22 protein-coding genes and 1 rRNA gene are annotated in these 23,122 nt (G+C 39.4%); 17 read left to right on the forward strand and 6 right to left on the reverse strand.

Annotation, left to right across the window (positions count from 1 at the left end; translation table 11 throughout):
* The first annotated feature begins 253 nt into the window (after positions 1–253).
* From rrf to JMN12_RS12880, 10 genes are all read left to right on the forward strand, one after another.
* Positions 254–364 (forward strand): 5S ribosomal RNA (rrf, locus tag JMN12_RS12835).
* A 251-nt stretch (positions 365–615) separates the two neighbouring features.
* A complete protein-coding gene (locus JMN12_RS12840) occupies positions 616–3,879 on the forward strand; it encodes a gliding motility-associated C-terminal domain-containing protein (RefSeq protein ID WP_203139616.1) in 3,264 nt (1,087 codons plus the stop codon).
* A 9-nt stretch (positions 3,880–3,888) separates the two neighbouring features.
* Positions 3,889–5,283, forward strand: coding sequence for a PorP/SprF family type IX secretion system membrane protein (locus tag JMN12_RS12845; protein WP_203093822.1), 1,395 nt, complete (start codon positions 3,889–3,891; stop codon positions 5,281–5,283).
* Between the two features lie 85 nt (positions 5,284–5,368).
* Positions 5,369–5,797, forward strand: coding sequence for a septal ring lytic transglycosylase RlpA family protein (locus tag JMN12_RS12850; RefSeq protein ID WP_198466785.1), 429 nt, complete (start codon positions 5,369–5,371; stop codon positions 5,795–5,797).
* Between the two features lie 78 nt (positions 5,798–5,875).
* Positions 5,876–6,379: a YqiA/YcfP family alpha/beta fold hydrolase gene (locus tag JMN12_RS12855; protein WP_203139618.1), complete on the forward strand. Its 504-nt coding sequence runs from the start codon at positions 5,876–5,878 to the stop codon at positions 6,377–6,379.
* Positions 6,380–6,389: 10 nt separating this feature from the next.
* Complete coding sequence (hemB, locus tag JMN12_RS12860) at positions 6,390–7,376, forward strand: porphobilinogen synthase (protein ID WP_203139620.1); 987 nt, start codon at positions 6,390–6,392, stop codon at positions 7,374–7,376.
* Positions 7,377–7,470: 94 nt separating this feature from the next.
* On the forward strand, positions 7,471–7,965 hold the full coding sequence (locus JMN12_RS12865) for a c-type cytochrome (protein ID WP_203139622.1): 495 nt from the start codon (positions 7,471–7,473) through the stop codon (positions 7,963–7,965).
* 72 nt (positions 7,966–8,037) lie between these two features.
* A complete protein-coding gene (locus JMN12_RS12870; protein WP_203139624.1) occupies positions 8,038–9,228 on the forward strand; it encodes a phosphoglycerate kinase in 1,191 nt (396 codons plus the stop codon).
* 22 nt (positions 9,229–9,250) lie between these two features.
* Positions 9,251–10,075 carry a helix-turn-helix domain-containing protein gene (locus tag JMN12_RS12875; protein WP_009413425.1) on the forward strand — a complete coding sequence of 275 codons (825 nt, stop codon included), beginning with the start codon at positions 9,251–9,253 and terminating at the stop codon, positions 10,073–10,075.
* Positions 10,076–10,160: 85 nt separating this feature from the next.
* Positions 10,161–10,793 carry a DUF417 family protein gene (locus JMN12_RS12880; protein ID WP_009413424.1) on the forward strand — a complete coding sequence of 211 codons (633 nt, stop codon included), beginning with the start codon at positions 10,161–10,163 and terminating at the stop codon, positions 10,791–10,793.
* Between the two features lie 92 nt (positions 10,794–10,885).
* Here JMN12_RS12880 and JMN12_RS12885 read toward each other — a convergent pair whose 3' ends face one another.
* From JMN12_RS12885 to JMN12_RS12910, 6 genes are all read right to left on the reverse strand, one after another.
* Entirely contained in the window at positions 10,886–12,280 is a 1,395-nt protein-coding gene (locus JMN12_RS12885; RefSeq protein ID WP_203139625.1) for a vWA domain-containing protein, read from the reverse strand.
* 108 nt (positions 12,281–12,388) lie between these two features.
* A complete protein-coding gene (locus JMN12_RS12890; protein ID WP_203139627.1) occupies positions 12,389–13,012 on the reverse strand; it encodes a hypothetical protein in 624 nt (207 codons plus the stop codon).
* Between the two features lie 215 nt (positions 13,013–13,227).
* Entirely contained in the window at positions 13,228–13,953 is a 726-nt protein-coding gene (locus JMN12_RS12895; RefSeq protein WP_203139629.1) for a hypothetical protein, read from the reverse strand.
* Positions 13,954–13,998: 45 nt separating this feature from the next.
* Positions 13,999–14,436 (reverse strand): hypothetical protein, encoded by a 438-nt coding sequence (locus tag JMN12_RS12900; RefSeq protein ID WP_203139631.1) that lies wholly within the window; start codon positions 14,434–14,436, stop codon positions 13,999–14,001.
* Between the two features lie 154 nt (positions 14,437–14,590).
* The gene (locus JMN12_RS12905; RefSeq protein WP_203139633.1) at positions 14,591–15,085 is read right to left on the reverse strand and encodes a hypothetical protein; all 495 of its coding nucleotides are present in this window, start codon (positions 15,083–15,085) and stop codon (positions 14,591–14,593) included.
* Between the two features lie 355 nt (positions 15,086–15,440).
* Positions 15,441–17,741, reverse strand: a complete 2,301-nt coding sequence (locus JMN12_RS12910; RefSeq protein ID WP_203139635.1) for an inorganic phosphate transporter — start codon at positions 17,739–17,741, stop codon at positions 15,441–15,443.
* Between the two features lie 166 nt (positions 17,742–17,907).
* Between JMN12_RS12910 and JMN12_RS12915 the strand changes: the two genes are divergently transcribed.
* The 7 genes from JMN12_RS12915 to JMN12_RS12945 all read left to right on the forward strand — a co-directional run bounded on the left by JMN12_RS12915 (position 17,908) and on the right by JMN12_RS12945 (position 22,900).
* Positions 17,908–18,453, forward strand: a complete 546-nt coding sequence (locus JMN12_RS12915) for a CopD family protein (protein ID WP_203139745.1) — start codon at positions 17,908–17,910, stop codon at positions 18,451–18,453.
* 14 nt (positions 18,454–18,467) lie between these two features.
* Entirely contained in the window at positions 18,468–20,153 is a 1,686-nt protein-coding gene (locus JMN12_RS12920; protein ID WP_203139747.1) for a 1-deoxy-D-xylulose-5-phosphate synthase, read from the forward strand.
* Positions 20,154–20,206: 53 nt separating this feature from the next.
* A complete protein-coding gene (locus tag JMN12_RS12925; RefSeq protein WP_088593610.1) occupies positions 20,207–21,226 on the forward strand; it encodes a DUF3078 domain-containing protein in 1,020 nt (339 codons plus the stop codon).
* Between the two features lie 3 nt (positions 21,227–21,229).
* Positions 21,230–21,823 carry a thymidine kinase gene (locus JMN12_RS12930; protein WP_088593611.1) on the forward strand — a complete coding sequence of 198 codons (594 nt, stop codon included), beginning with the start codon at positions 21,230–21,232 and terminating at the stop codon, positions 21,821–21,823.
* A gap of 58 nt (positions 21,824–21,881) precedes the next feature.
* Positions 21,882–22,136, forward strand: a complete 255-nt coding sequence (locus tag JMN12_RS12935; RefSeq protein WP_015782430.1) for a hypothetical protein — start codon at positions 21,882–21,884, stop codon at positions 22,134–22,136.
* Positions 22,126–22,419: a type II toxin-antitoxin system RelE/ParE family toxin gene (locus JMN12_RS12940; protein ID WP_088593612.1), complete on the forward strand. Its 294-nt coding sequence runs from the start codon at positions 22,126–22,128 to the stop codon at positions 22,417–22,419. The genes JMN12_RS12935 and JMN12_RS12940 overlap by 11 nt, the downstream gene beginning before the upstream one ends.
* A gap of 142 nt (positions 22,420–22,561) precedes the next feature.
* Positions 22,562–22,900, forward strand: coding sequence for a transcriptional regulator (locus JMN12_RS12945; protein WP_088593613.1), 339 nt, complete (start codon positions 22,562–22,564; stop codon positions 22,898–22,900).
* The last annotated feature ends 222 nt before the right edge of the window (positions 22,901–23,122 follow it).

Genomic DNA, 23,122 nt, shown 5'->3' on the forward strand with positions numbered 1-23,122 from the left:
TTGATAGGTTACAGGTGTAAAGGTGGTAACATCATAGCCGAGTAATACTAATCACCCGTAGACTTTTCGCGCGTAGAGATTCTTTTAAAGAGCGTTAGTCACAACAATTGTTAATTATTAATTGTCAATTGTCAATTGAAAAAATATGTTTTTTATCCCTATATGTTAAAAATATAAGGTTACAGGTATTAGGTTATAGGCATCAGGGATTACCCTGAAACCTATCCTCTAACCCCTAACCCCTAAAAAGATTTAAGGTGGTTATAGTCAAAGGTCTCACCTCTTACCATTCCGAACAGAGCAGTTAAACCTTTTAGCGCAGATGGTACTACACTTGTTGTGGGAGAGTATGTCGCCGCCTTCTTATAAAGAGCAATTCTGATATAGAGTTGCTCTTTTTTTATTTCATACCTACCTATCCCTCCCTCGCCCCCCTCCGATTCCCCCCGAGATGCTCTGAGATTCTCCCATCATTCCCACCAATCGCCCGTGAAAATCATAAAAAAATTTTACGCTTATATTTGTGTAGTATTTTTCTTTTTTGTACTTTTGCGCGGTGTATAGTGCTTTGTAAGCACATTTCTTATAGCAATGTTTTTTTAATTTTTAAATGAAATGAAAGTAAAAAGTTTTTTTAAATACCTTGTGTTGTTTTTCTTTCTCTTCTCTGGAGCACAGGAGGTATATGCTCAAATACAGGGTAAGTTTAAATATGCAAGAAGGCAATTTGGGAATGCTTGCATTGCCCCTGATTATAATAATTGGAGTGTGAATTTTTATTGGGATCCTCCCTTACCTAATGCCAATAATGTGTTTTATATAGAGTTGTCAGATGCTAATGGAAGTTTTGATAACCCTATTATTCTGAAAACAATAACAGGTCAAAATTCTAAACGTGATTTTAAAGCTCCAGAAACTAGTTTTTCTTTTCCCGCTAATATTTCTGGTTCAAATTTTAAGATAAGAGTAAGAAGTACCAGCCCTGCTGCAGAAATAATTACACTCAACAAAGATGCTACCGTTGGGACAGAAAGTTTTAAAGCCATTTGGTTGGGAGTTAATCGTGTAACTGTTGCTCCTCAAAATGTAACACTTTGCCCTGGTCATACTCAAGAATTAAAAGTGATAGCTCTTAATGATGGGCTACCAGTGTCCAATTATCGTTATGTATGGGGTAAAAGGGTAGGTTCCCAACGTATTCCTATCCAAAGAGATGCAGGCCCTACCTTTACAGTCTCTGAACCAGGTGAGTACTATGCAGCTATAGATTATAAAACAGATTGTCCTCATAGTGCTTACTCTCCTTCTATTGAAGTAAGAATGTCTGGAAGCCAATCCGTTACACTCACTTCCTCAGCTTCCGAAATATGCGAAAGCGAATCCTTTACCCTTACAGCTACTCCCGCCAATCCTTCCGCTAAGTTTATTTGGTATCGTGATAATACCAAACTAACTGAAACCCAAGGAGTGAATACCTATACTGTTCCCGTTGGGCAAAACCTCGCTGGTAACTACTACGTACAAGTAGGAAGTGGCGGTAGTTGTGATGTACAATCTAACCGAGTAACGATCAAGCGAAAAGATAATATCACTGCATCTATCAGTACCACGGGAGGCACTGTGCTAATGCCAGGTAAAAACCGTGTTTTTACTGTGAGTACCACCGCCCAAAGTCCTCAGTACAAATGGTTCAAAGATGGTGCAGAAATTACAGGTGAAACAGCAGCTACCTATACTGCTAATACTGCGGGCACCTATAAAGCCCAAGTAGTGCAAACCGCTGGCTGTGCCGCTACTGTTACTACTAACGAGATTACTCTTAAAGCCCCCGATAGCTTTAAAGTGGCAATCAAAACCAAAAACGCTTTTCAACCTTGTACTACCAACGCCGTTACTTTGGCAATCGATAAAATTACTGCCGTTGCTGGGGGTACCGAACTCACTGTCGACCCTTCCGATTATACCACTTTCTCCTTCCAGTGGCAAGCCAATCTCTCAGGTACTTATCAAGATTTAGCAGGAAAAACCCAAAGCGAACTGCCTTTGAATAGCGCCTTAGAAAACGGTAAATACAAACTGAAAGTTACTGCTACAGGCTTCTCTATCCCCGATTCTAACGAATTAGACATCCGGCTACAAGATGCCAATGCCCTAAAAATTAACGGTGGCAACAATTCATTGGAATTCTGCGATGGCGTCGCAACCCTCACCATTACTACGGGTGCTTCTGCTTCAGCTACCTACACTTGGTTTAAGGACAACGTGAAGGTCGCCGAAGGGGTAGGCAAAACCGAATATGCTGCCGAGGGCTCTGGCGTATACTATGCTACTGTAGGCGCAAGCTCTGGCGGATGCCCAGCTACCTCTAACTCCGTAGTGGTAAAGAAAACTACTATCACAGCCCGTTGGGCAGATGATATCAACACCCGTGAAATTTACTATCACGGCAAAACAAATGTCTTGCAAGTCTCTCATAATATGACTTCTCCTACTATCGAATGGAGCAAAAATGGTACAGTACTTCCTGGCGAAACAGGTACCCAACTCACCATCTCATCGGCTCCTACTTCAGTAGATATCTATACCGTAAAACTCACCGATAACGGCAATTGCGGCACTGTAAAAACCCTCGATCCTATCTATTTCGAAACCATTGCCGATATCACCGAAGTGAAAGTAGGTACACTCGCTATCTCGTCTACCGATTGCGAAACCCGCTCTCAAACTACCCTCGAAGTACAAAAAATAAAAGTAAAACTGAGTAGTAGCGGACAAGAAGTGGAAGTGAAACGCGCCGACTATCGTTATTTCAATTTCCAATGGTCGAAAGATGGTAACGATATCTTAGGCGAAACACGTCACCAATTGATAGTATTGCGCGCTGGTAATTCCGAATCAGCCAAATATGCTGTAAAGGTTACTTACAACACCAGCATCATCAAAACCTCTGCTGAGCGCGCTATCGCCTTTACACCCATCCCCGATTTCGAGATTTCATCAGCCGATGGCGCTAAAGGAACTGTTTATCTTTGTCAAGGTGGTTCGGTTACCCTAACCGTCGCCGCCGATAGTTTCGACCCCAATGCTACCCTCGCCGATAGCTTTTCTTACAAATGGTACAAAGTAACCAGTGCTAACTATACGAACGACACACCGCTGGGCAGTGAAGCCCCTACCGCAAGCGTAGATGCCATAGGAGAGTACTATTTAGAAATCAACAATGGCGGTTGCCCTAAACGCGCTCATATAAAAGTAGAAAACTACCGCTTAGGCCTCTTTGAACTCGGCTTTAAAGGAAGCGATAACAACAGTACAATTTCTAAAATAGGACAAAACAATTCCCCTAAAATAAAAATAAGTGCTCAAGTAGGCGAACATATTGTAGTACTTAAAAAAACAAATACTAACAACGAAATAGAAATCGCTGGAGGTAACTTCGTATGGGTGAAAGATGATGGTACCGAAAAATATGGTACATCACTTGATATCACTTCCGAAGATATGGCAGGTAACTACACTCTAAAAGAAATATCTTGCCCCGCTATAGGCGAAAATGCTATAAGTTTCCAATTGGATATTTATAAAGTAGATAAAGTACCGAACATTGTAACCCCTAATGGCGACCATTTCAACGATACTTGGGAAATCCCAGCTAAATATACTAGCCCCAATGTGAAAGTAACCATCTATACAGTCGAAGGTAAAGAAGAATATTCCGGCACTAATTACAAAAATCAGTGGCCTTCAGCTAATTCTAATGCTTTTAAAGACCTTGGCAAACGTGCTCTTATCTATATCTACACTATAAAAGGTGAATATACCGAAAATGGTCAAACAAAAAGCGTAGATTTAAAAGGTACAATTACCATACTAAAATAAAAACGAACAATGAAAAGTAGATTACATATACTCATTATAGCGTTTGTGCTTGGTGCCTACTACAGTTGGGCTCAAGGCGATGGTAATTATTTGCCCTATGAAATGCCTGGACATACAGCCGTAAAGTACAACACTTATCTAATGAACCCCGCATTTCCTATCTTTAGCAAAAACGAATCCCAAATCACCTTCTTCCATCGCAACCAATGGATGGGCTTTAAGGACGATAAATTCAATACCTTTGGTCTTTCTTATGGCAAAAAATGGGGCGGTGATGCAGGTCGAAAAAAAGATTATTACGACGGAAATAATATGGCTCACGGAATGGTCTTCCAGCGCAATGTGAGTTTCTTCTCCAATGTAGGTATCTTAGGAAACTACGTACACCAAGTTGAAATCTCAAGAGATAACTATTTGCGCTTGGGCTTGAATGTGGCCTTCGCTCGCAGCAGTATCGATAAAAGCAAAGTGCGTTCAAACGTACAAGACCCCTTAGTTGAAAATGCCAAACCTACTAGTATCATCAACCTCCAACCTGGGGTAGATGTAAACTTTGGCTATTGGCACGTCGGGCTTACCGCCGAAAACCTCTTAGACTATTCTTTCTCAGCAGGTGAAATGGCTGTGCCTTTCAACGAAAAATCCCTCACCGCTCACGTGATGTACCGCAAAGAGCTACAAAGCAGAAGCGACTTTTTAGAAGATGGATTTTTCAGCGTAATGGCTAAAGGCAAAAAAACAAAAGATAACTTCCAATTTGGCGGCCATCTAATGCTTGATGTAAATATGGGCTGGGCGTATGCTGGTTATGACCAAAAATACGGTGTTTTTGGAGGCATAGGCTTCAATGTAAGCAACCATTTTAGCATTGGCTTTGGCTATGAACAGAGTATAGCCAACTATGTAGCCGAACAAGGTGGTAGTTACGATGTGTTACTCTCTTATCAATTCGGTGGTAAACATCATATCAAAAAACCAAAACAACCACCAGTTGTAAAAACTCCACCAGTAGTAAAACCACCTGAACCTAAGGTGGTAACACCTACCGTTACAGTTACCCAAACACCTACTACGCCACCTCCTCCTAAGCCTAAAACTCTTATGGAGAAATTAGATGAACGTATTAAAGTAGTGGAAGATGATATCCCTATTCCACCAGGATACTATGTAATCCTTGGCGTGTACAATAGCCCAGGGGGTGCTTACAGAATGACTAATGAAATCAGACAAAAGTTAGAAGTAGAGGTAGCTACCTTTATGCACCCTAATAACAATTTAACCTACATCTATGCCGATAAACCTTACGAAACACGAGGTGAAGCAGGCGAACGCCTTATCAACATACTCCGCCGCCCAGAGTTTAAAAACTCCAAAGCGTGGATACTAAAAGTAGGTAACCAATAAAGTATTTTTATAAAGACTGTTCAAAATAGTAACTACAAAATAACTCTTTTTTGAACAGTCTTTTATTTTTTAAAAAGAAAACAAGATGAAAAAATTAATTCTTTGCTTGATAGCACTTTTAGCTTTACAGTCCTGTGCTACTATCGATCACCAACGCACAACACGTTCACACGCAAAAAAAACTACCCCTAAAGCAACAACCAATATAAAAACAGGCGTTTATAAAACCGACGTCACTGCAACCTATTACCACGACAAATTCAACGGCAAAAAAACAGCCAGCGGTGCCGTATTTAGTAATAGTAAGCTCACTACAGCACACCCCTCTTTGCCTTTTGGCACCCAACTAAAGGTTACCAATCGCGCAAATGGCAAATCTGTAGTCGTGACCGTTACCGATAGAGGCCCCTTTACCAAAGGTCGCGAACTCGACCTCACCAAACGCGCCTTTATGGAAATCACCGATAACAAAAACAAAGGATTGATTCAAGTAGATATAGAAATCCTAAAATAAAAACAATAAGCCAATTTGCTAATTCTCTAATTTGCTAATTTGCTAATTTGCTAATTATATACTACCTTTGCCCCCATTATGAAAATACTTTATTTACACGGGCTTGATAGCTTTTTACAAGATGATAGGCGTGCTGTGCTTTCCCCTTATGGTGAAATCTTCGCCCCTACCATCAACTATCGCAACACCCCTAACCTCTTTGATGAACTGCAAACCCAATACTCCTCTGCCGATGTACTCATCGGGTCAAGTTTGGGCGGACTCGTAGTTTATTACCTCGCTCAAAAATTAGGCAAACCTTGCTTGTTGTTCAACCCTGCGCTTACTCACCGTCACGAATTACCTTTCAACACCCAGCCTAACTCTAATTATACCGCTTATATGCAGGTAGTTATAGGCTTGCAGGACACCGTGATTGCCCCTTGGGAATCGCTTGCCGTACTCCGTGACGATATGCGTAGCCTGCTAAATGTTACCATCCATCTGCTCAACACTATGGAACACTCTTACCCCATAGAAATTTTCGAGAATGAAGTAAAACACTTTTTTGTTAATTGTAAATTGTTAATTGTAAATTGTTAATTGATTAAATATGTTCCCACTCAGAAGAAACCGCCGTTTGCGCGTAAGCGATACAATACGTAGTTTAGTAAAAGAAACTATCGTTACCCCCGATGATTTTCTCGTACCCCTCTTTGTAGTCGAAGGTACAGGTGTAAAAGAAGAAATTGCCTCTATGCCAGGTTATTATCGCTATAGTCTCGACCTCTTGGCAAAAGAAGTAAAAGAACTTTGGAGCTTAGGTCTCAAATCAGTTTTACTATTTGTAAAAGTCCCCGATAACCTCAAAGACAACAAAGGCACTGAAGCTGCCAACCCTAACGGTTTGATGCAACGCGCTATCAAAACCGTGAAAGAAGCAACTCCTAATATGCTTGTAATGACCGATGTAGCCCTTGACCCTTATTCTATCTATGGGCACGATGGCATTGTAGAAAATGGCAAGATTGTAAACGATGCTACGGTTGATACCCTTTGTCGTATGGCTCTCTCACACGCCGAGGCTGGTGCCGATTTCATAGCCCCCAGCGATATGATGGACGGCCGCATTGTCGCATTGCGCGAAACCCTTGAGGATAATAGTTTTGAACACGTAGGCATAATGTCATACAGCGCCAAATACGCCTCAGCTTTTTACGGCCCTTTCCGCGATGCCCTCGACAGTGCTCCTGTAGATCAGCAGGATATCCCTAAAGATAAGAAAACTTATCAAATGGACTATCACAACCGCCTCGAAGCCTTACGCGAAACCCGTATGGATATAGAGGAAGGTGCTGATATTGTAATGGTAAAACCAGGACTTTGCTATTTAGATATCGTGCGCGAGGTGAAGAATATGAGCGAAGTACCCGTAGCTGTATACCAAGTATCAGGTGAATACGCAATGCTCAAAGCCGCTGCTGCCAAGGGTTGGCTCGACCACGATGCCGTGATGATGGAACAAATCGTGAGTATCAAACGTGCTGGTGCCGACCTTATCGCGAGCTATTTCGCCAAAGAAGTCGTAAAACTCTTATAAAAATAAAATTGTCTTCGTGTCACTACACTTTGTCAAAGTCCTTGGACTTTGACAAAGTCTATTATATTGCAAACGCCCAAACAAAAGATTTTCTATGAAAAAACACTTTTTAATATTCACAACTTTAACACTCCTAACCGCTTGTGGTGGCGGCACTAACAACAATAATAATAGCAACGATACCACTACCCCCGAAACTACTGCGCCTCAGGCAACCACTACAGCCACTCCTGAACCCGATTTCCCCGATTGGCAAAACCCAAAAGGGGTAAAACCCATCACCCTCAACCCTCCTTTAGCCGATACCCCCGATGCGGCAATGGCTGCCAAAGGTGAAGAAACTTTTAACAATCTTTGTGTTGCCTGCCACCGCCCTAAAAAACGCTTAATAGGCCCCGCAATGATTGGCGTAATGGAACGCCGTACCCCTGAGTGGCTGATGAATATGATTCTCTATCCCGATGCAATGGAAAAACAAGACCCTATCGCTAAAAAATTAGTAGAAGAGTACCAAAGCCTAATGCTCAACCAAAATCTCACCCAGCAACAAGCCCGAGAAGTGCTTGAGTATTTGAGAACAATAAAGTAAATCCCAAATTTGCAGATTCGCTAATTAATCCGTACCTTTGTAGCTTGAAAATATTATTTATATATACAATATATGAAAACCATAGACAATTTTAACTTTGCAGGCAAGAAAGCCTTGATTCGTGTGGACTTCAATGTACCATTAGACGAAAATTTTAAAGTAACCGATAACACTCGTATTGAGGCAGCTAAACCTACTATCGAGAAAATCCTTAAGGACGGTGGTACCGCTGTTTTGATGAGTCACTTAGGTCGCCCAAAAGGTGAACGCAACGATAAGTATTCTCTCCGCCATATCGTTAGTGAAGTAGAAAAAGTATTAGGCAAAAAAGTAATCTTTGTAAACGATTGCGTAGGCGAAGTAGCCGAAAAAGCTGTAGCTGCAGCTCCTGCGGGTAGTGTAGTGCTCCTTGAAAACTTGCGATTCCACAACGAAGAAGAAAAAGGCGACGAAAACTTCTCTAAACAATTGGCTAAACTCGGCGATATCTACGTGAACGACGCTTTTGGTACCGCTCACCGCGCCCACGCTTCTACTACTATTGTAGCTAAATTCTTCCCTAGCAACAAATGCTTTGGTTACCTCCTCGCTAAAGAAATTGAAAGTATCGACAAAGTGATGAGATCAGGTGAAAAACCTGTAACAGCTATACTCGGCGGTTCTAAAGTTTCCTCTAAAATCACTATCATCGAAAATATTTTAGGAAAAGTAAACCACCTTATCATCGGTGGAGGTATGGCATATACTTTTATCAAAGCACAAGGCGGTAAAGTAGGAAACTCTATCTGTGAAGACGATAAACTCGACCTCGCTCTTGATATCCTTGCTAAAGCTAAAGCTAAAGGCGTAGAAGTTCACTTGCCTATCGATGTGGTAGCTGCCGACGCTTTCGACAACAACGCTAAAACCCAAATAGTATCCGTAAATGCTGTTCCCGATGGTTGGGAAGGTCTCGATGCAGGCCCTAAAACACTCGAAAATATCAAATCGGTATTGCTCGCTTCTAAAACTATCTTGTGGAATGGCCCTATAGGGGTGTTTGAAATGCCTAACTTCGCCAAAGGTACTATCGCTGTAGGTGATTATGTTGCCGAAGCTACTAAAAAAGGTGCTTTCTCACTCGTAGGAGGTGGCGACTCGGTAGCTGCTGTTAAACAATTTGGCTTTGAAAACAAAGTGAGCTATGTTTCTACCGGTGGTGGCGCTATGCTCGAAAGCCTCGAAGGATTGGTACTCCCTGGTATCGCTGCTATCAATGAATAGACGATAAACAATTAGGTGAAAAATGACCTTATTTGTTGAACATATCAATTTGCAACAATTCTCCACACCCACAAGTGTGGAGAATTATTGTATATTTATGTTTGAAGGTACAGGTTCTTTTACAGTAGATGCTACTCCGTATACTTATAAGGGTTACACCTTGCTTTTTCTCTCTCCTTTTCAGCACTTTCAGTGGCAAGAAGCAAGCATTACAACCGCCGAACTCTTGCAATTTCACGGCGATTTCTATTGTATAGAATACCACAAAAAAGAAGTCGCTTGCAATGGTTTCCTCTTTAATGCATTGTTTTTACAACCTCACATTGCTGTGGGAGAAGCTACTTTCGTAGAAGTAAAAAATCTATTTAGAAATATAACTGCTGAACTTACCGAAAATAATCCTTTTTCAGAAGCGGTATTGCGCTCTTATCTTCAGCTTATTTTAGCGCTTTCCAGCAAGGAAAAGAGCCTATTACTCACTGATACTCCTCCACAAACCGACCATACTTTAGCAACCGACTTCCAAGAACTTTTAGAAAAACACTTCCTTAGTGAGCGCAATCTCTCTTTCTATGCCGAGGCGCTTTCTCTCACCCCCGATGCTTTTAGCAAAAAACTCAAAAAACTCATCGGGAAAACACCTTCTAAACTCCTCCAAGACCGATTGGTATTAGAAGCTAAAAAACAACTGCACCTCACGCATAAGTCTATCAAAGAAATAGCCTTTGATTTGAATTTTGAAGACGAATTTTACTTCAGTAGATTCTTCAAAAAAAACGTGGGACTTTCGCCTAAACACTTCCGCGAAAGCGTAGGTATTTCAATAGTTGCCAACGAAACACACTAAAATGTCTATGCAATCACCTTTTTTATCCATTTGTATTTGCTAAAAAAGACGTAATTTTGCACCCTGAAATTTAATACAAATTACTATGCAAAAGTTATTATCATTTTTAGCAGGAAGCGAACGTTGTTTCGTGAATTTTATCAGGGTTGCTATCTTCATCGTAATGGCGTGGATAGGAGGCTTGAAAGTATGTCAGTATGAAGCCGATGGCATTGTACCTTTCGTGACTAACAGTCCGTTTATGAGTTTTTTCTATGCTAATTCAGGTAAAACCGCAATCGATGAGAACGGTGTTACAGGTGAGGCTAACAAAGGCAAAGAAGTAGCACAATACAAATTGCACAAAAACCCCGAAGGTAAGATGGTGAAAGCCAATATCGAATGGCATAAAGAGAACAATACTTATACTTTCTCTTATGGTTTAGGGGCTTTCATTTGCTTGATAGGCTTACTTACCCTTTTAGGTATTTGGTCACCTAAAATAGGGGTGATAGGAGGTTTACTCACTTTTGGTATGAGCATTGTTACACTTTCTTTCCTCATCACTACCCCCGAGGTGTATGTACCTAATTTAGGTGGTGATATGCCTACTCCAGCTTATGGTTTCCCTTACTTATCGGGAGCTGGACGCTTGGTGTTGAAAGATATTATAATGTCGGCAGGCGGTTTGATCGCCGCTTCCGAAGCTGCAAGACGAATTTTAGCAGCTAAGAAATAAGAAATAAAAAGTAAGAAAAAGAGGCAACTGTAAATCTTCTCAGTTGCCTCTTTTTTTTGGTATTGCTACACTTTGTTAAAACTTATACGACATTATTCTGTATATTTTTTGATAAGACGAATCATCAGGTTGCTGAGTTTTTCGACTTGGTATTCGCCTACGCTGGGCTCTAAATGGCTATTACCGATACCGCTATCGTCGGTGATAAATACATAGGTGCCATTGGTATACATTGCCATAAAGCGCATTAAGAACTCGGTGGGTTTATCGATACCGCTAGCCACGATGGGGATGAGCTTGATACCTTTCTCGGCAGCGGTTTTTACAGAAGCTTGTACGCTTTTGATTACTTTATCTTCGTGATGAGGAGGGGCATCGAGTACTAAAAAAGCGATGCGGGTGCGTGCTGAGGCATTCCATTGTAGTTTGTTGAGCTCATTGAGGGCGGTATGCACGGCTTCAGGGAAGTCGCCGCCACCATCAGCTTTTTGTCCGTTGATAAATTGAATGGTTTTATTGATATCCTTAGTAAAATCGGAGTGTTTAACTACATAGTCGTCACCTTCGTCGCGGTAAAATACGGTGCCAGTACTGATTTTTAGGTTTTTATTACCTTCTTCAACCTTACTAATTACGTTCTTCAAGTCCATTTTTAGGAACTCTAACTCATCACTCATTGAGCCCGTAGCATCTACCATAAAGGCAATTTGTACTTCGTTTGAAGTTTTTTCTGTGTTGTTTTTAAGGGCAATACGATTGAGGGTCGTTTCGCTAATTGGATTTTCAGTGCTTATCCATTCGTTATTGACTTTTAGGCGCAAATGCTCGGTGTTAAGATTTTTTTCTTTTTGGAAAGCGCTCGCCCATAGTTCAGCCTTTCCAGTGTTATCGGTTTTGGCTGTCCATAGCAGGGTATTGTTGCGATAGAGGGCAACGCTCGCGTTTACAACAGGTTTGCCATTAGCGGTTAGAAGCACAGCAATGCGGTGATTGGTGTACATTTGCCAGTATTCGGGGAAGCTATTGAAGTCTTTTTTATCGAGTGTTTTTTGGTAGAAATCCCAGCTGTTGAGATCGTTCCACTCGCCGGCGGTTACCAAACCAGACTGAGGTTGGGGGTCGCTTTCGGGGTGACGTTTAGGGTGCTTAGGTTCAGTGCGTTTTGCTGGTTTGCTGGTTGCTACATCTTTTGCTACCGACATTTTAGCTGACATCATACTTTCGTCACTTCTGCTAACATCACCTGTTGTTTTAGAGGCTTTTCTCTTAGCGCTCTTTTCGCCGTAGCCAACTACAGCAATCTCGGCTAATTCACCACTACTTTCTTCTCGGTAATCGCCGGTAGAGTTTTCATCTCGGTATTCGGTGATACCTCCATAATCGCCAGTGCTACTTCCGCGATCAGCGGATTTGTAAGCTTTTCGGTCGCCACAAGCGCATACGAGTAGGACAAGGCACAATAACAAAAAATAAGATAGGTTTTTCATTTTGGAATATAGTTTTTGTGTTTCTAAAAGAAAACATACGAAAATAATGCCAAATGTTTAATAATTAAGAAAGTGTCCGAAAAGTTTTGTTTTTTTATTCTTTTTTGATTACACACTTCGAACTAAATACAAAAGAATTTTACCATTTATCTTCTTAAAAATATACTTAATAGTATACCCTCCTATAACATCACTTTCTAAAAAACTAATATCTATTTGGAAAGAATTTTCTGATAAAAAGGAAAAATCAATATTTGTAGTTTTTTCCTTATTCCACCAACTAAAAATCCTATTTTCAATAATATTCTTTGTATCCAACTTTTGGAAAAGCAAAATATACTTCTTAGCGAATAATTTATCAAATATTTTTATAAAATCTTCTTTTCCAATAGGTTTGTCTTTTGTCGTAAAACCTTCTTCATAAACTTTATCGCCATATATCATCTCATAAAGAGGACCTTCATCTTCAAGGGGATAATTTATCATATTGTTGGCGATTTCATCTATTTGTTTCTCAAGTAGCGCTTTTTTCAAATTATCCAAAAAAAGAAGTAACTCTTCGTTTTCTATCTTCTGTTCATTATTTTCATTGGTTATTGTTTGATGGTTATTTTCTAATGTTATTGTTTTTAGATTACTTGTATGGTTGCTATTTGTATTACAACTGAGTGTTATAATACAAATAAGTAGAAAAAATATCTTATACATTTTAGTAAGCTGTAGCCCTCTCATTTTTCTTCTTTTTTATTAATAGTATCTATAACAGCTGTTTATTCTTTGCTGAGCCTATTTTATGATATTACTTATAAACGCATAAAAAACTATATTCATAAGCCAAACCTTTTCACTACTTTTTCTATTTTACTATTACGAATGATTTGTTCTTCTTTTACCCATTGCAGATTGTAAACTGTGGGTTCACCTTCAGCTCCTGCTTCTAGTAATGCTTATTTCTTAGTCTTTGTTCGTCTTTTTATTTCTTGTGGAGAAAGAGCAACGCTATCATTCTCATATAGCATATAATTATTAGTATAGATTTCCTTATACCCTCCTTTGCTATCATATATTTTATGGAGAATATAATCATCACCTCTCTTAGCATTATGGAAATAGAGTTCTTTTACAAGTCTATTATCTTTGTAAAAATACCAAGTGCCAACAGACATTCCCATATTTATATCTTCATTTTCAGCAGTTCCTTGGCAAACTTTTTCTACTACATTTCCTTTTTTATCATACAGAATATGTAATTCACTACACCCAACAGTATCTTTATCATAAATAATACTATCTTTTTTAGAAAAATAATAAATATATTCTGAAATTCTCCCTTTTTCATCGTAGTGAAATTCAGTAAGGGGACTAAGATATTTAGAATTTTCTATATATCCATAAAATACTTTATTTTTCAGTTTTCCTTTTGAAGAATATTTTAAGTGCATTTCTTTGCTATGAATTGTATCCTTTCCTCTATAAAAAACAGAATCTTTATAAAAAATATGTTCCTCACCATATATAGGTTGAAAATTGATAGAGTCCAATTTATCTATATAACGAATAATACTATCAGGTTTTGCTATTTTTGTGTTGTAGGAATATTCTTTTTGTATATTTCGGTTTACACAGCAAATAGTAAGACAAAAACATAGTATGTAACTAATCCATCGTATCATTGGAATAAGAATTTTCAATATTATAATATGATATAGCACATTCAACTAAAAATCCTTGCGATAATAAGTTTTTTTAAACGATTTTATATAAAATCTTGAAATATTCCATTTAGTTGCTTTTTCAACTCTATCAATATGTAAAACCGAACGCCTATTTCTCTTTATTTTTCCTGTCTTCCCACTAACCCAATAAGTGTCATAGGTTAAATAATACCTTCTTATTTTTGCATTATAACGTATCCTATTAGGAGAAACTACATATTTATTTCCAAATATAAGATTAATATTTGCAGTTACTTCCTGTTCTGAGGGATAATCTTTGAAATAGCTTTCTGCAAACAAATAAGCTGCTTGCTCTGTACTTATCGTCAATTCTTTTTCTTTTGTTGCATAAGTAGGCTCATCATAAAAATAAAAAGAATTGTAAGAAGCATTACAAGAAGTTAAAAATATAAATAGAAATAAAAGTACTATTCTTTTCATCTGTGCTGTTTATTTATTTTGTAATATATGAGTTTATAATATAAAATAGCCAAGCATAAAAAGAAACTGCGGCAATCCATACAACAAGTGTGTAAATAGTGAGTTTAAAATGTTCTTTATACTTAAATACTTATTAGATTTTTTCATTCTTTATTTATTCGGGTGAGAAAATCAAACTATCTTTTTGTTTATCATATAGATATAAAAATTTATGATATGCAACTGTACTACTTCTGCTATCTATTTGCTTGGTAAATGCTACATAAAAAACTATTCTTTTTAGATTTTCATTCTTGTTTAGAATACTATCTTTTATATATAGACTTTCTTGTTTGAAATCGCTAAGATATCTTTCTTTTTCATTTTCAAAGTCCATTTCAATGTTGTAGGAGAAAGGATGTTTTAAAAAATCTGTTTTTATAAAAGTATCTTCTTCTTTTGCTGTGATATTATAGTAAGATCTATTGATTTCTGTACAATGATATTTCTTTTTTAGCTTTTCCAAAAAGAGTTTTTCAGTGATAGAATACTTAGGTTGTTCGGGAAATTTAGGCATTCTATAAGCAAAAGGAAAAAATATGATAAATGCTATCAGTAGTATTATTGCCGCAAAAACTATCCCAATAAGTATTTTGAATATTTTATTCATCATTTTACAGAGTTAAGTTTAATAATAGACTATTGGGACTTATAAGTCAGTAAGCATTTTATCAGTAAGTGTATCTAATAAAAAACTTTTATGGGTAACGGCTTCAACTTTTTGTATATCATAAGCGTGTGCCCTCTGTTTTCTTAGCGGAAACTTGGTTCTACCTTATAAGTATAGGTTGAGATGGTTGTTCCTTGGGGGTGACAAATACGTTTTTTTAAAGGTAGTTGAACTGTTAATAGAACAGTATCTTTCTCAATCTCATAAATCTTGAACCGCACAAGCAAAAGACTTTGCCAAAGGAGCGAGCCGCACGGGCGATTGAGGACTTTGGCAAAGTGTACTGATTTTCTTCTTACCTCTTATCTCTTACCTCTTGTTGAAGATTAATAAGGTTTATTTTCTTCTTTTTGTTTTGTTGTTTTTGGTATTCGTCGAACTGCATTAATAGGTTGTTGTTAGCCCTGATAAGCGCATTGGTTTCGAGCAAAATACTGAAGTACAATTTGGTGGTTTTATGACTGGTTTCGGTGGTACGAATACGGTCGATTTGCTTTTGTACCATTTTAGATACTTCGTTTTTCAACACCTTGCAATCTTCAAAGATGATGTGTAACTTGTTATAGTCTGAACCTTTAAATATTTCGGCTTCTGCTCTAAACACTTCTTCCATCTTGTCGGAAATGTATTTTAAATCTCTCAGCTGGTTGAACTTGAGGTTCTTGTGGTTGTTATTCACGTGCTCATAGCTGTTGAGGGTAATAGCGGTGAGACACTGTGCCATATCCTGCAAGTAATCCAAAATGAGAATGTAGAACTTGCTGGAGGCTACTGAGCTCTCATTCAGTGATTTGATAAAGTAATATACATTGCCTTTTAGTTCGTCGAGTTCTTTTTCGAGTTTTTTAGCGTTCTTCTTGTTTTTGGTGAGTTTGCTCAAATCTTGTGTACCGAGGTTTTTCACCACCTTGCTATAGAGCTCATCAATGCGATAAATTGTTTCGGATACATAGTTAGAGCTTTCTTTTATCACCCCACCGATAGTCGCCAAATCGGCGCGTTCAAAGCGTTTGCCTTGGGCTTTAGCTTTCTGCTTGTTGCGGTAGATCACGGCATTGCGGATGAGCACGAAGCCTACCACCATAATCATCACGATAAGACCAATTACACTGCCATAATACAGCACGCCAGCCACAATAAAAGCACCGATAAAAGCCACAATAGCAGTTAAGAACCAACCTCCAATTACGTTTAGCACCCCAGCCACACGATATACAGCACTGTCGCGCCCCCAAGCCCTATCGGCGAGAGAGGAACCCATTGCCACCATAAAGGTTACATAAGTGGTAGAGAGCGGTAATTTGAACGACGTACCAAAGGCAATCAAACTACTCGATACCACAAGGTTGATTGCAGCACGCACAAGGTCGAAAGCGGGAAGGTCTTCTTCTTTTACATTAGGGTCGAGTTCAGGTTTTTCAAAACGGTGATCTATTTTACTGCTGAGCGATTTAGGCATTACAAACTCCACTGCATTAGCGCAAATCACGGTAATACGCACCAAAAAACGCGACAAGAAGTTAGACGAGAATTTTTCTTCACCTCCTTCACTTTGGCGAGAGAGGTTCACCCCTGTATCAATCACGTGGCGTGCTTTTTTGGAGAACCAAAGGGTGAGAATCATCACAAAGCCTGTGAACAATAGCAAGAAAGTGGGGGTAGTGATTTGCCCATCGGCTAAAGCTCCCATTAGCAAACTATTGTGTGCTACTCCCGAGTTATGCCATATATCATACGACTGATAAGCGGCTACCGGCACCCCGATAAAGTTCACCAAGTCGTTACCCGCAAAAGCCATTGCCAAAGCAAAAGTACCACTGAGGATAATCACGCTAAAGATATTGATTTTCATACGGATAAGCATCTGTGAAAGCACCGAAAAGAAAATAAAACAGCCAATGAGCAGAAGAATGATATTAGCATCTATCCACGCAATGGCTTCTTTAGGGATGAAAGCAACGTCTTTGAGTCCTTTAAAAATGATAAAGTAGGAAAGACCTGTAAGCGACAAGCCGCCAAATACCCCTCCTACGTATTTTACATTGTTTTGATATTTAAAACTGAACACCAATCGGGCTAAGTATTGCACAATGGTACCCACCGTAAAGGCGATAGCTACCGAGGTAAAGATACCCATAATAATCTTGCGTGCCTCGGATGTATTGATGTAGTCGAAAGCTGTGAGTAGAGGTTGTCCACTTACAAAAGTTTTGATGGTAGCCACACACATTGCAGCTCCCAAAAGTTCGAAAACTATAGATACAGTAGTAGAAGTAGGCAACCCAATAGAGTTGAAGAGGTCGAAGAGGAGAATATCAGCAAGAATAACCGACATAAAGATAATCATTACCTCATCGAAATAGAAGAGTTGGGGGTTGAAGATGCCTTTTCGAGCGATTTCCATCATTCCGCTGGAAAAGACAGCGCCGATAGCTACCCCCACGCTGGCGACTATCATAATAGTGCGGATAGTAGCCACTTTAGAGCCAACAGCTGAGTTGAGAAAGTTGGCTGCATCGTTGCTTACGCCCACTACTAAATCGATAATAGCGAGCACTAAAAACACGAACAGCATAAAAATGTAAACCTGTTCCATAACACTTATACTGGTTTGAGAGGGCAAAGGTAGTGTATAATTAGCAAATTAACAAATTAGTAAATTAGAAAATTGGGAAACACTTTCTGTTATATTTTAGTAGAACCGAAAAATATTACTACCTTTGTATTTTCAAATAACTAAAAACTCGTAAAAACATTTTGTAATTATGGATTATCTTATTGCTAAATGCATCCATATCATCTTTGTAGTGAGCTACTTCGCTGGACTTTTCTATATGGTGCGCCTTTTTATCTACCACACCGAAGCCTTGGAAAAAGAAGAGCCTGAGCGTTCTATTCTTCACAAACAATTTAGCTTTATGGAAGAGCGCTTGTGGAACATCATCACTGTTCCCGCCCTTATACTAATGACCATTACTGGGCTTTATATGCTTTACGATGGTGGAGAATGGACATTTATGGGACAAGGCTGGATGCACGTCAAACTGCTGTTTATTGTCTTTTTATTTATCTATCATTATTATTCTTGGCGCATAATGAAACGTTTGCAAGCAGGGCAGGCAACCCTCACTTCTGTGCAATTGCGAATGCTCAATGAGGTGGCGACTATTATTCTATTTGTTGTGGTTTTTGCTGTTGTCCTCAAAGGTGTTTTTGTTGCCTATTGGTATGCCTCTTTGTTAGCTTTCGTTGCGATGGGTGTACTGATTATGTTGGTAGTAAAATTAGTGAATAAAGGGAAAAATTAGCAAATGAGATGACTATACAACAGCTTAGAAATACTCCTATAGCAGCACTTCCTGCACTGGCACAACAAATCCGTGAGCGCATTATAGAGGTTATCGCTACACGGGGCGGACACTTAGGTGCGAGTCTTGGAGTGGTGGAACTCACTATCGCACTGCACTATGTGTTCAACACCCCCGATGATGTATTAGTATGGGATGTGGGACACCAATGTTACGCCCATAAAATCCTCACGGGTAGAGACGAAGCTTTTGCACACATACGTGAACGGGGCGGCATCAGTGGGTTTCCTAAACGCTCAGAAAGTGAATACGATGCTTTCGGCACGGGACACTCGTCTACCTCGCTTTCGGCGGTTTTGGGTATGGCAATGGCATCGGCTTTGGAGGGGAATACCCAGCGCCAGCACATAGCTGTGATAGGCGATGCTTCAATTGTGAGCGGTATGGCTTTTGAGGCGCTGAACTACGCCGGCACTACCGATGCTAATATGCTTATTATCCTCAACGACAACGCTATGGCTATCGACCCTACCGTGGGGGCTCTCAAAAATTATTTCGAGCAGTTACGCCAAAGAAAAGGTGTCGATGAAACTTTCTTCAACGATTTAAACATCACTTACAAAGGTACGGTAGATGGGCATAACCTCCCTGAATTGCTCAGATCTCTTGAAGCTGAAAAAAATGAGAGAGGCGTGCGACTCTTGCACGTGCTTACCACCAAAGGCAAGGGATTTGCTAAAGCTGAAGCTCAACAAGTGAGTTACCATTCGCCCGCCCTATTTGATAAAATTACGGGAGAACCGCTGCCCGAAAACCCATCTCTACCTGCTAAGTACCAAGAGGTGGTAGGGCAGACCCTCACCCAGCTTGCCGCACTCAACCCTAAAATTATAGCCATTACCCCTGCAATGAGCAGCGGTAGCGGACTTACAGCTATGCACCAATCTTTCCCCCATAGAGTGTTTGATGTAGGTATTGCCGAACAACACGCTGTAACCTTTGCAGCAGGTTGGGCTGCGCGTGGTTTTATCCCTTATTGTGTGATTTATTCCACTTTCTTGCAACGCGCCTACGACCAACTCATTCACGATGTAGCTCTACAAAATCTCCCCGTGGTATTCTGTATCGACCGCGCGGGACTTGTAGGCGAAGATGGTACTACCCATCACGGGGTGTTTGATATGGCATTTTTGCGTCCCATTCCTAACCTCATTATCGCCTCACCGCGCAACGCTACCGAGTTGCGCCATTTGCTTTATACCGCCCAGCAACCATTAGAACATCCTATTGCCATTCGCTATCCGCGCGGTAGATGTAATGAAAAACATTGGCAACAACCTTTTCAGGCATTGCCTATTGGCAAGGGCGAGCAGCTAAAAGAAGGTAGCGAAATAGCGGTACTTACCATTGGTGCTATCGCCGAAGAGGTTGCCGAGCAAATCCAAAAGAGTACTACAGCTGAAAAATACGCTCATTACGATATGCGTTTTCTCAAACCTTTAGATGAGGAAATGCTGCATCACATCTTCCAAAAATACAAGAAAATTATCACCGTAGAAGAAGGAGTTACAGGTGGTCTTGGCAGTGCTATAGCCGAATTTGCTACGCAACACAATTATACTATCCCTTTGAAAATCATCACACTTCCTAATGAGTTTATGGGGGTAATGAGCCGATTTACCGATTTGTCAATTGGCTAATTGCCAAATAATCCCTACCTTTGCACCCCGAATCATTTAGCATCACTTTTAGTATGAAAAAACTTATTATCGCACTCCTTCTTTGCAGTGTTACAACGTGGGGACAAGTGCGCAAGGCTAAGGCTTTTCAAGCCGATGTAAAAAGCGATACCATCAGGGTAATTGAAGACCCCGAAGCTCTTAAATTTACCTTCAACCGATACCAACAAGCACAACAAAAATGGTTTAAATTCAACCAAGTAGGGTTGAATATGAGCGAGGTAGCTTTCTCCAATTGGAATGCAGGGGGGGAATCCTCAATTTCGGGTATTATGAATGCCAAATTCCGCCGCCGTTATACAGAACGCACTTTCTTTTGGGATAATGAACTCGAAATCAACTATGGTATCAATGCCCAAAAAGGACGCGAAGTGCGCAAAACAGATGATAAGTTGTCGCTCATTTCTTCATTTGGCTATCGCGGCGACTCTCAGTCGTTTTGGTATTACACCGCACGTTATCAGTTTTTATCGCAAATCAGCAATGGGTATAACTATCCCGATTTAGAAAAACCTATCTCTAAATTCTTAGCGCCAGCGTACATTACCTTCGGTTTGGGAGCTGAATACGCACCTGCTAAAATCAATTTCAACCTCTTTCTTTCACCTATTACGCTCAAAACCACTGCTGTATTCAATCAGCGTTTAGCCGATGACGGTGCTTTTGGGGTAGAAAAAGCCCAACGTGCCCCCGATGGTACTATCCTCAAGAAAGGAAAACGCACGCATAATGAGCTCGGTTTTTCAGTATCAGGGCGTTGGGATAAAAAGATAATGGAAAATATGATGCTCAACACCACCTTCAACTTCTATGGCGACTATCTCAGAAACTTTGGAAATATAGATGTGGATTGGGAAACCAACCTCAACCTAAAGGTGAATAGCTATGTACAAGCGCGTATAGGGGTGCATATCAAATACGACGACGATGTGAAATTCTATTCGTACACTGCTCCTAATGGAGAAAAACACAACTATGGAGCACGCACTCAGCTCAAACAAATTTTGGGAGTAGGGGTATTATATACTTTTTAAGCGATGTTTTTAGAAAATACAGTAAACAACAACGAAAAAGCGGGTTGGATAGAAGTGATTTGTGGGTCGATGTTCTCGGGTAAAACCGAAGAACTGATTCGCCGATTGCGCCGTGCTCAATTTGCTAAACAGAAGGTAGAAATCTTCAAACCTGCCTTCGATACTCGCTATGACGATAACAATATCGTGTCACACAACGCCAATGAAATCCCCTCAACTCCTGTGGAAGCCGCTTCTAGTATTATGCTCTTAGCCGATGGTTGTGATGTGGTGGGCATAGACGAAGCACAATTCTTTGACGATGAAATCGTGAATGTGTGCAACGAACTCGCCAATCGCGGTATGCGTGTGATTGTAGCGGGACTCGATATGGACTACAAGGGCAGACCTTTTGGCCCTATGCCTTTTTTGATGGCAACTGCCGAATATGTTACCAAGGTGCACGCCGTTTGTACCCGCACAGGCAACCTCGCCAACTACAGTTTTCGCAAAGTCGCTAACGACCAACAGAGAATGCTGGGTGAAGCCGATAGTTATGAACCTTTGAGTCGCGCAGCTTTCTATAAAGCGATGAAGTCAGGGGGGAGTAAAAAATAGAGTTTAGATGATTTGTTGGAATAAAAAATTGTATCTTTGTAAAAAAAATAATAGAATTATGAGTATTGCAGTATTAACACAGAATCCAAACATTCAGTTTATAACCGATAGTAATGGAAGAACAGTATCAGCCATAGTTCCTATAAATGAATATAATACTATGTTGAAAATCATAAAACAATATGATTCCGATGATGAGTTTACAGAAGAAGAACTAAAAAGAATAGCTTTATCACATCAGCAAGCTAAAGAAGGAAAAATGGTAAAGAGTGAAGAAGTTTTTAAAATGCTAAGGGCTGAGTATGGAAATTAATTGGACTAATGAGGCTATTGAAAGCTTTAGAGATACACTTCGCTATTGGAGTAAACGAAATTGTAATAACGATTATTCCAATAAAATTATTGATGAGGTAGAAAAAACAGAAGTTTTTCTAAAAGAAAATCCTATGTTACTTTCAAAATTTGTAGAAGAAGTTAAATTATATAAAATACTAATTATGAAAGGGAAGTTTGCTTTGTATTATGATTTTATAGAAGAAGAAAATCTAATTGTAATAATTTTTTTTAGAAGCACCAAGCAAAAACCTTTAGAGTAGTTTTTTTAGTTGCAAAATGAAAATGATTACGGCAGAATTTAGCTAATCACTACAATGTAAGTGCCCATTCGTTAACTCACAGCATTAACACTCCTGATATAAAGAAGTTCTTTTAAAAATAGTAGATTAACAAAATAATTTTATGACCGAATCCTTATTTTTTACTTGTGAAGAAATAGACCTCAACCCTCGTGCATCTTGGGCAGAGCTTTTGCAAATAACTTTTGTAAATAAGGAGCAATATTTTTCTATAAGTAGATTAGCTTATGAAGAAGAACTCTATTTTGAATACAATGAGCAAACTCACTACATTTATGCCTTGTGCCAAGATGTAGAGTTTAATTTGAAAGCCAATGTCTTGCATATTCATATCACAAAACCCCTAAAAAGTAATTGCCCTTTCAGTATTACAATACAATTACCTTCTTTTTCTGTTGATTTAGAAGAAGTGTTACAAGAATTAAAAAAGAAAGTCCGATAAAAGAATTATCGGACTTCTTCATTAACCAACCAAAACTTTAAATTATGAAAACTATTATTTGAAGTTTACAATGAGCTACCACCCTCATTGCGATGCAAAGGTACGAATAAAACAGTACTTGTCAAGTGTATTTTTAAGTTTAACAAAAGTTTAATATAAAAGGGGCTCTATAAGCCCCTTTTAGCGTAATTTTAATACTTAAAACACTTATTTTTTTAAGAT

The organism is Capnocytophaga genosp. AHN8471, assembly GCF_016806945.1.
GTDB classification, from domain to species: Bacteria; Bacteroidota; Bacteroidia; order Flavobacteriales; family Flavobacteriaceae; genus Capnocytophaga; species Capnocytophaga periodontitidis.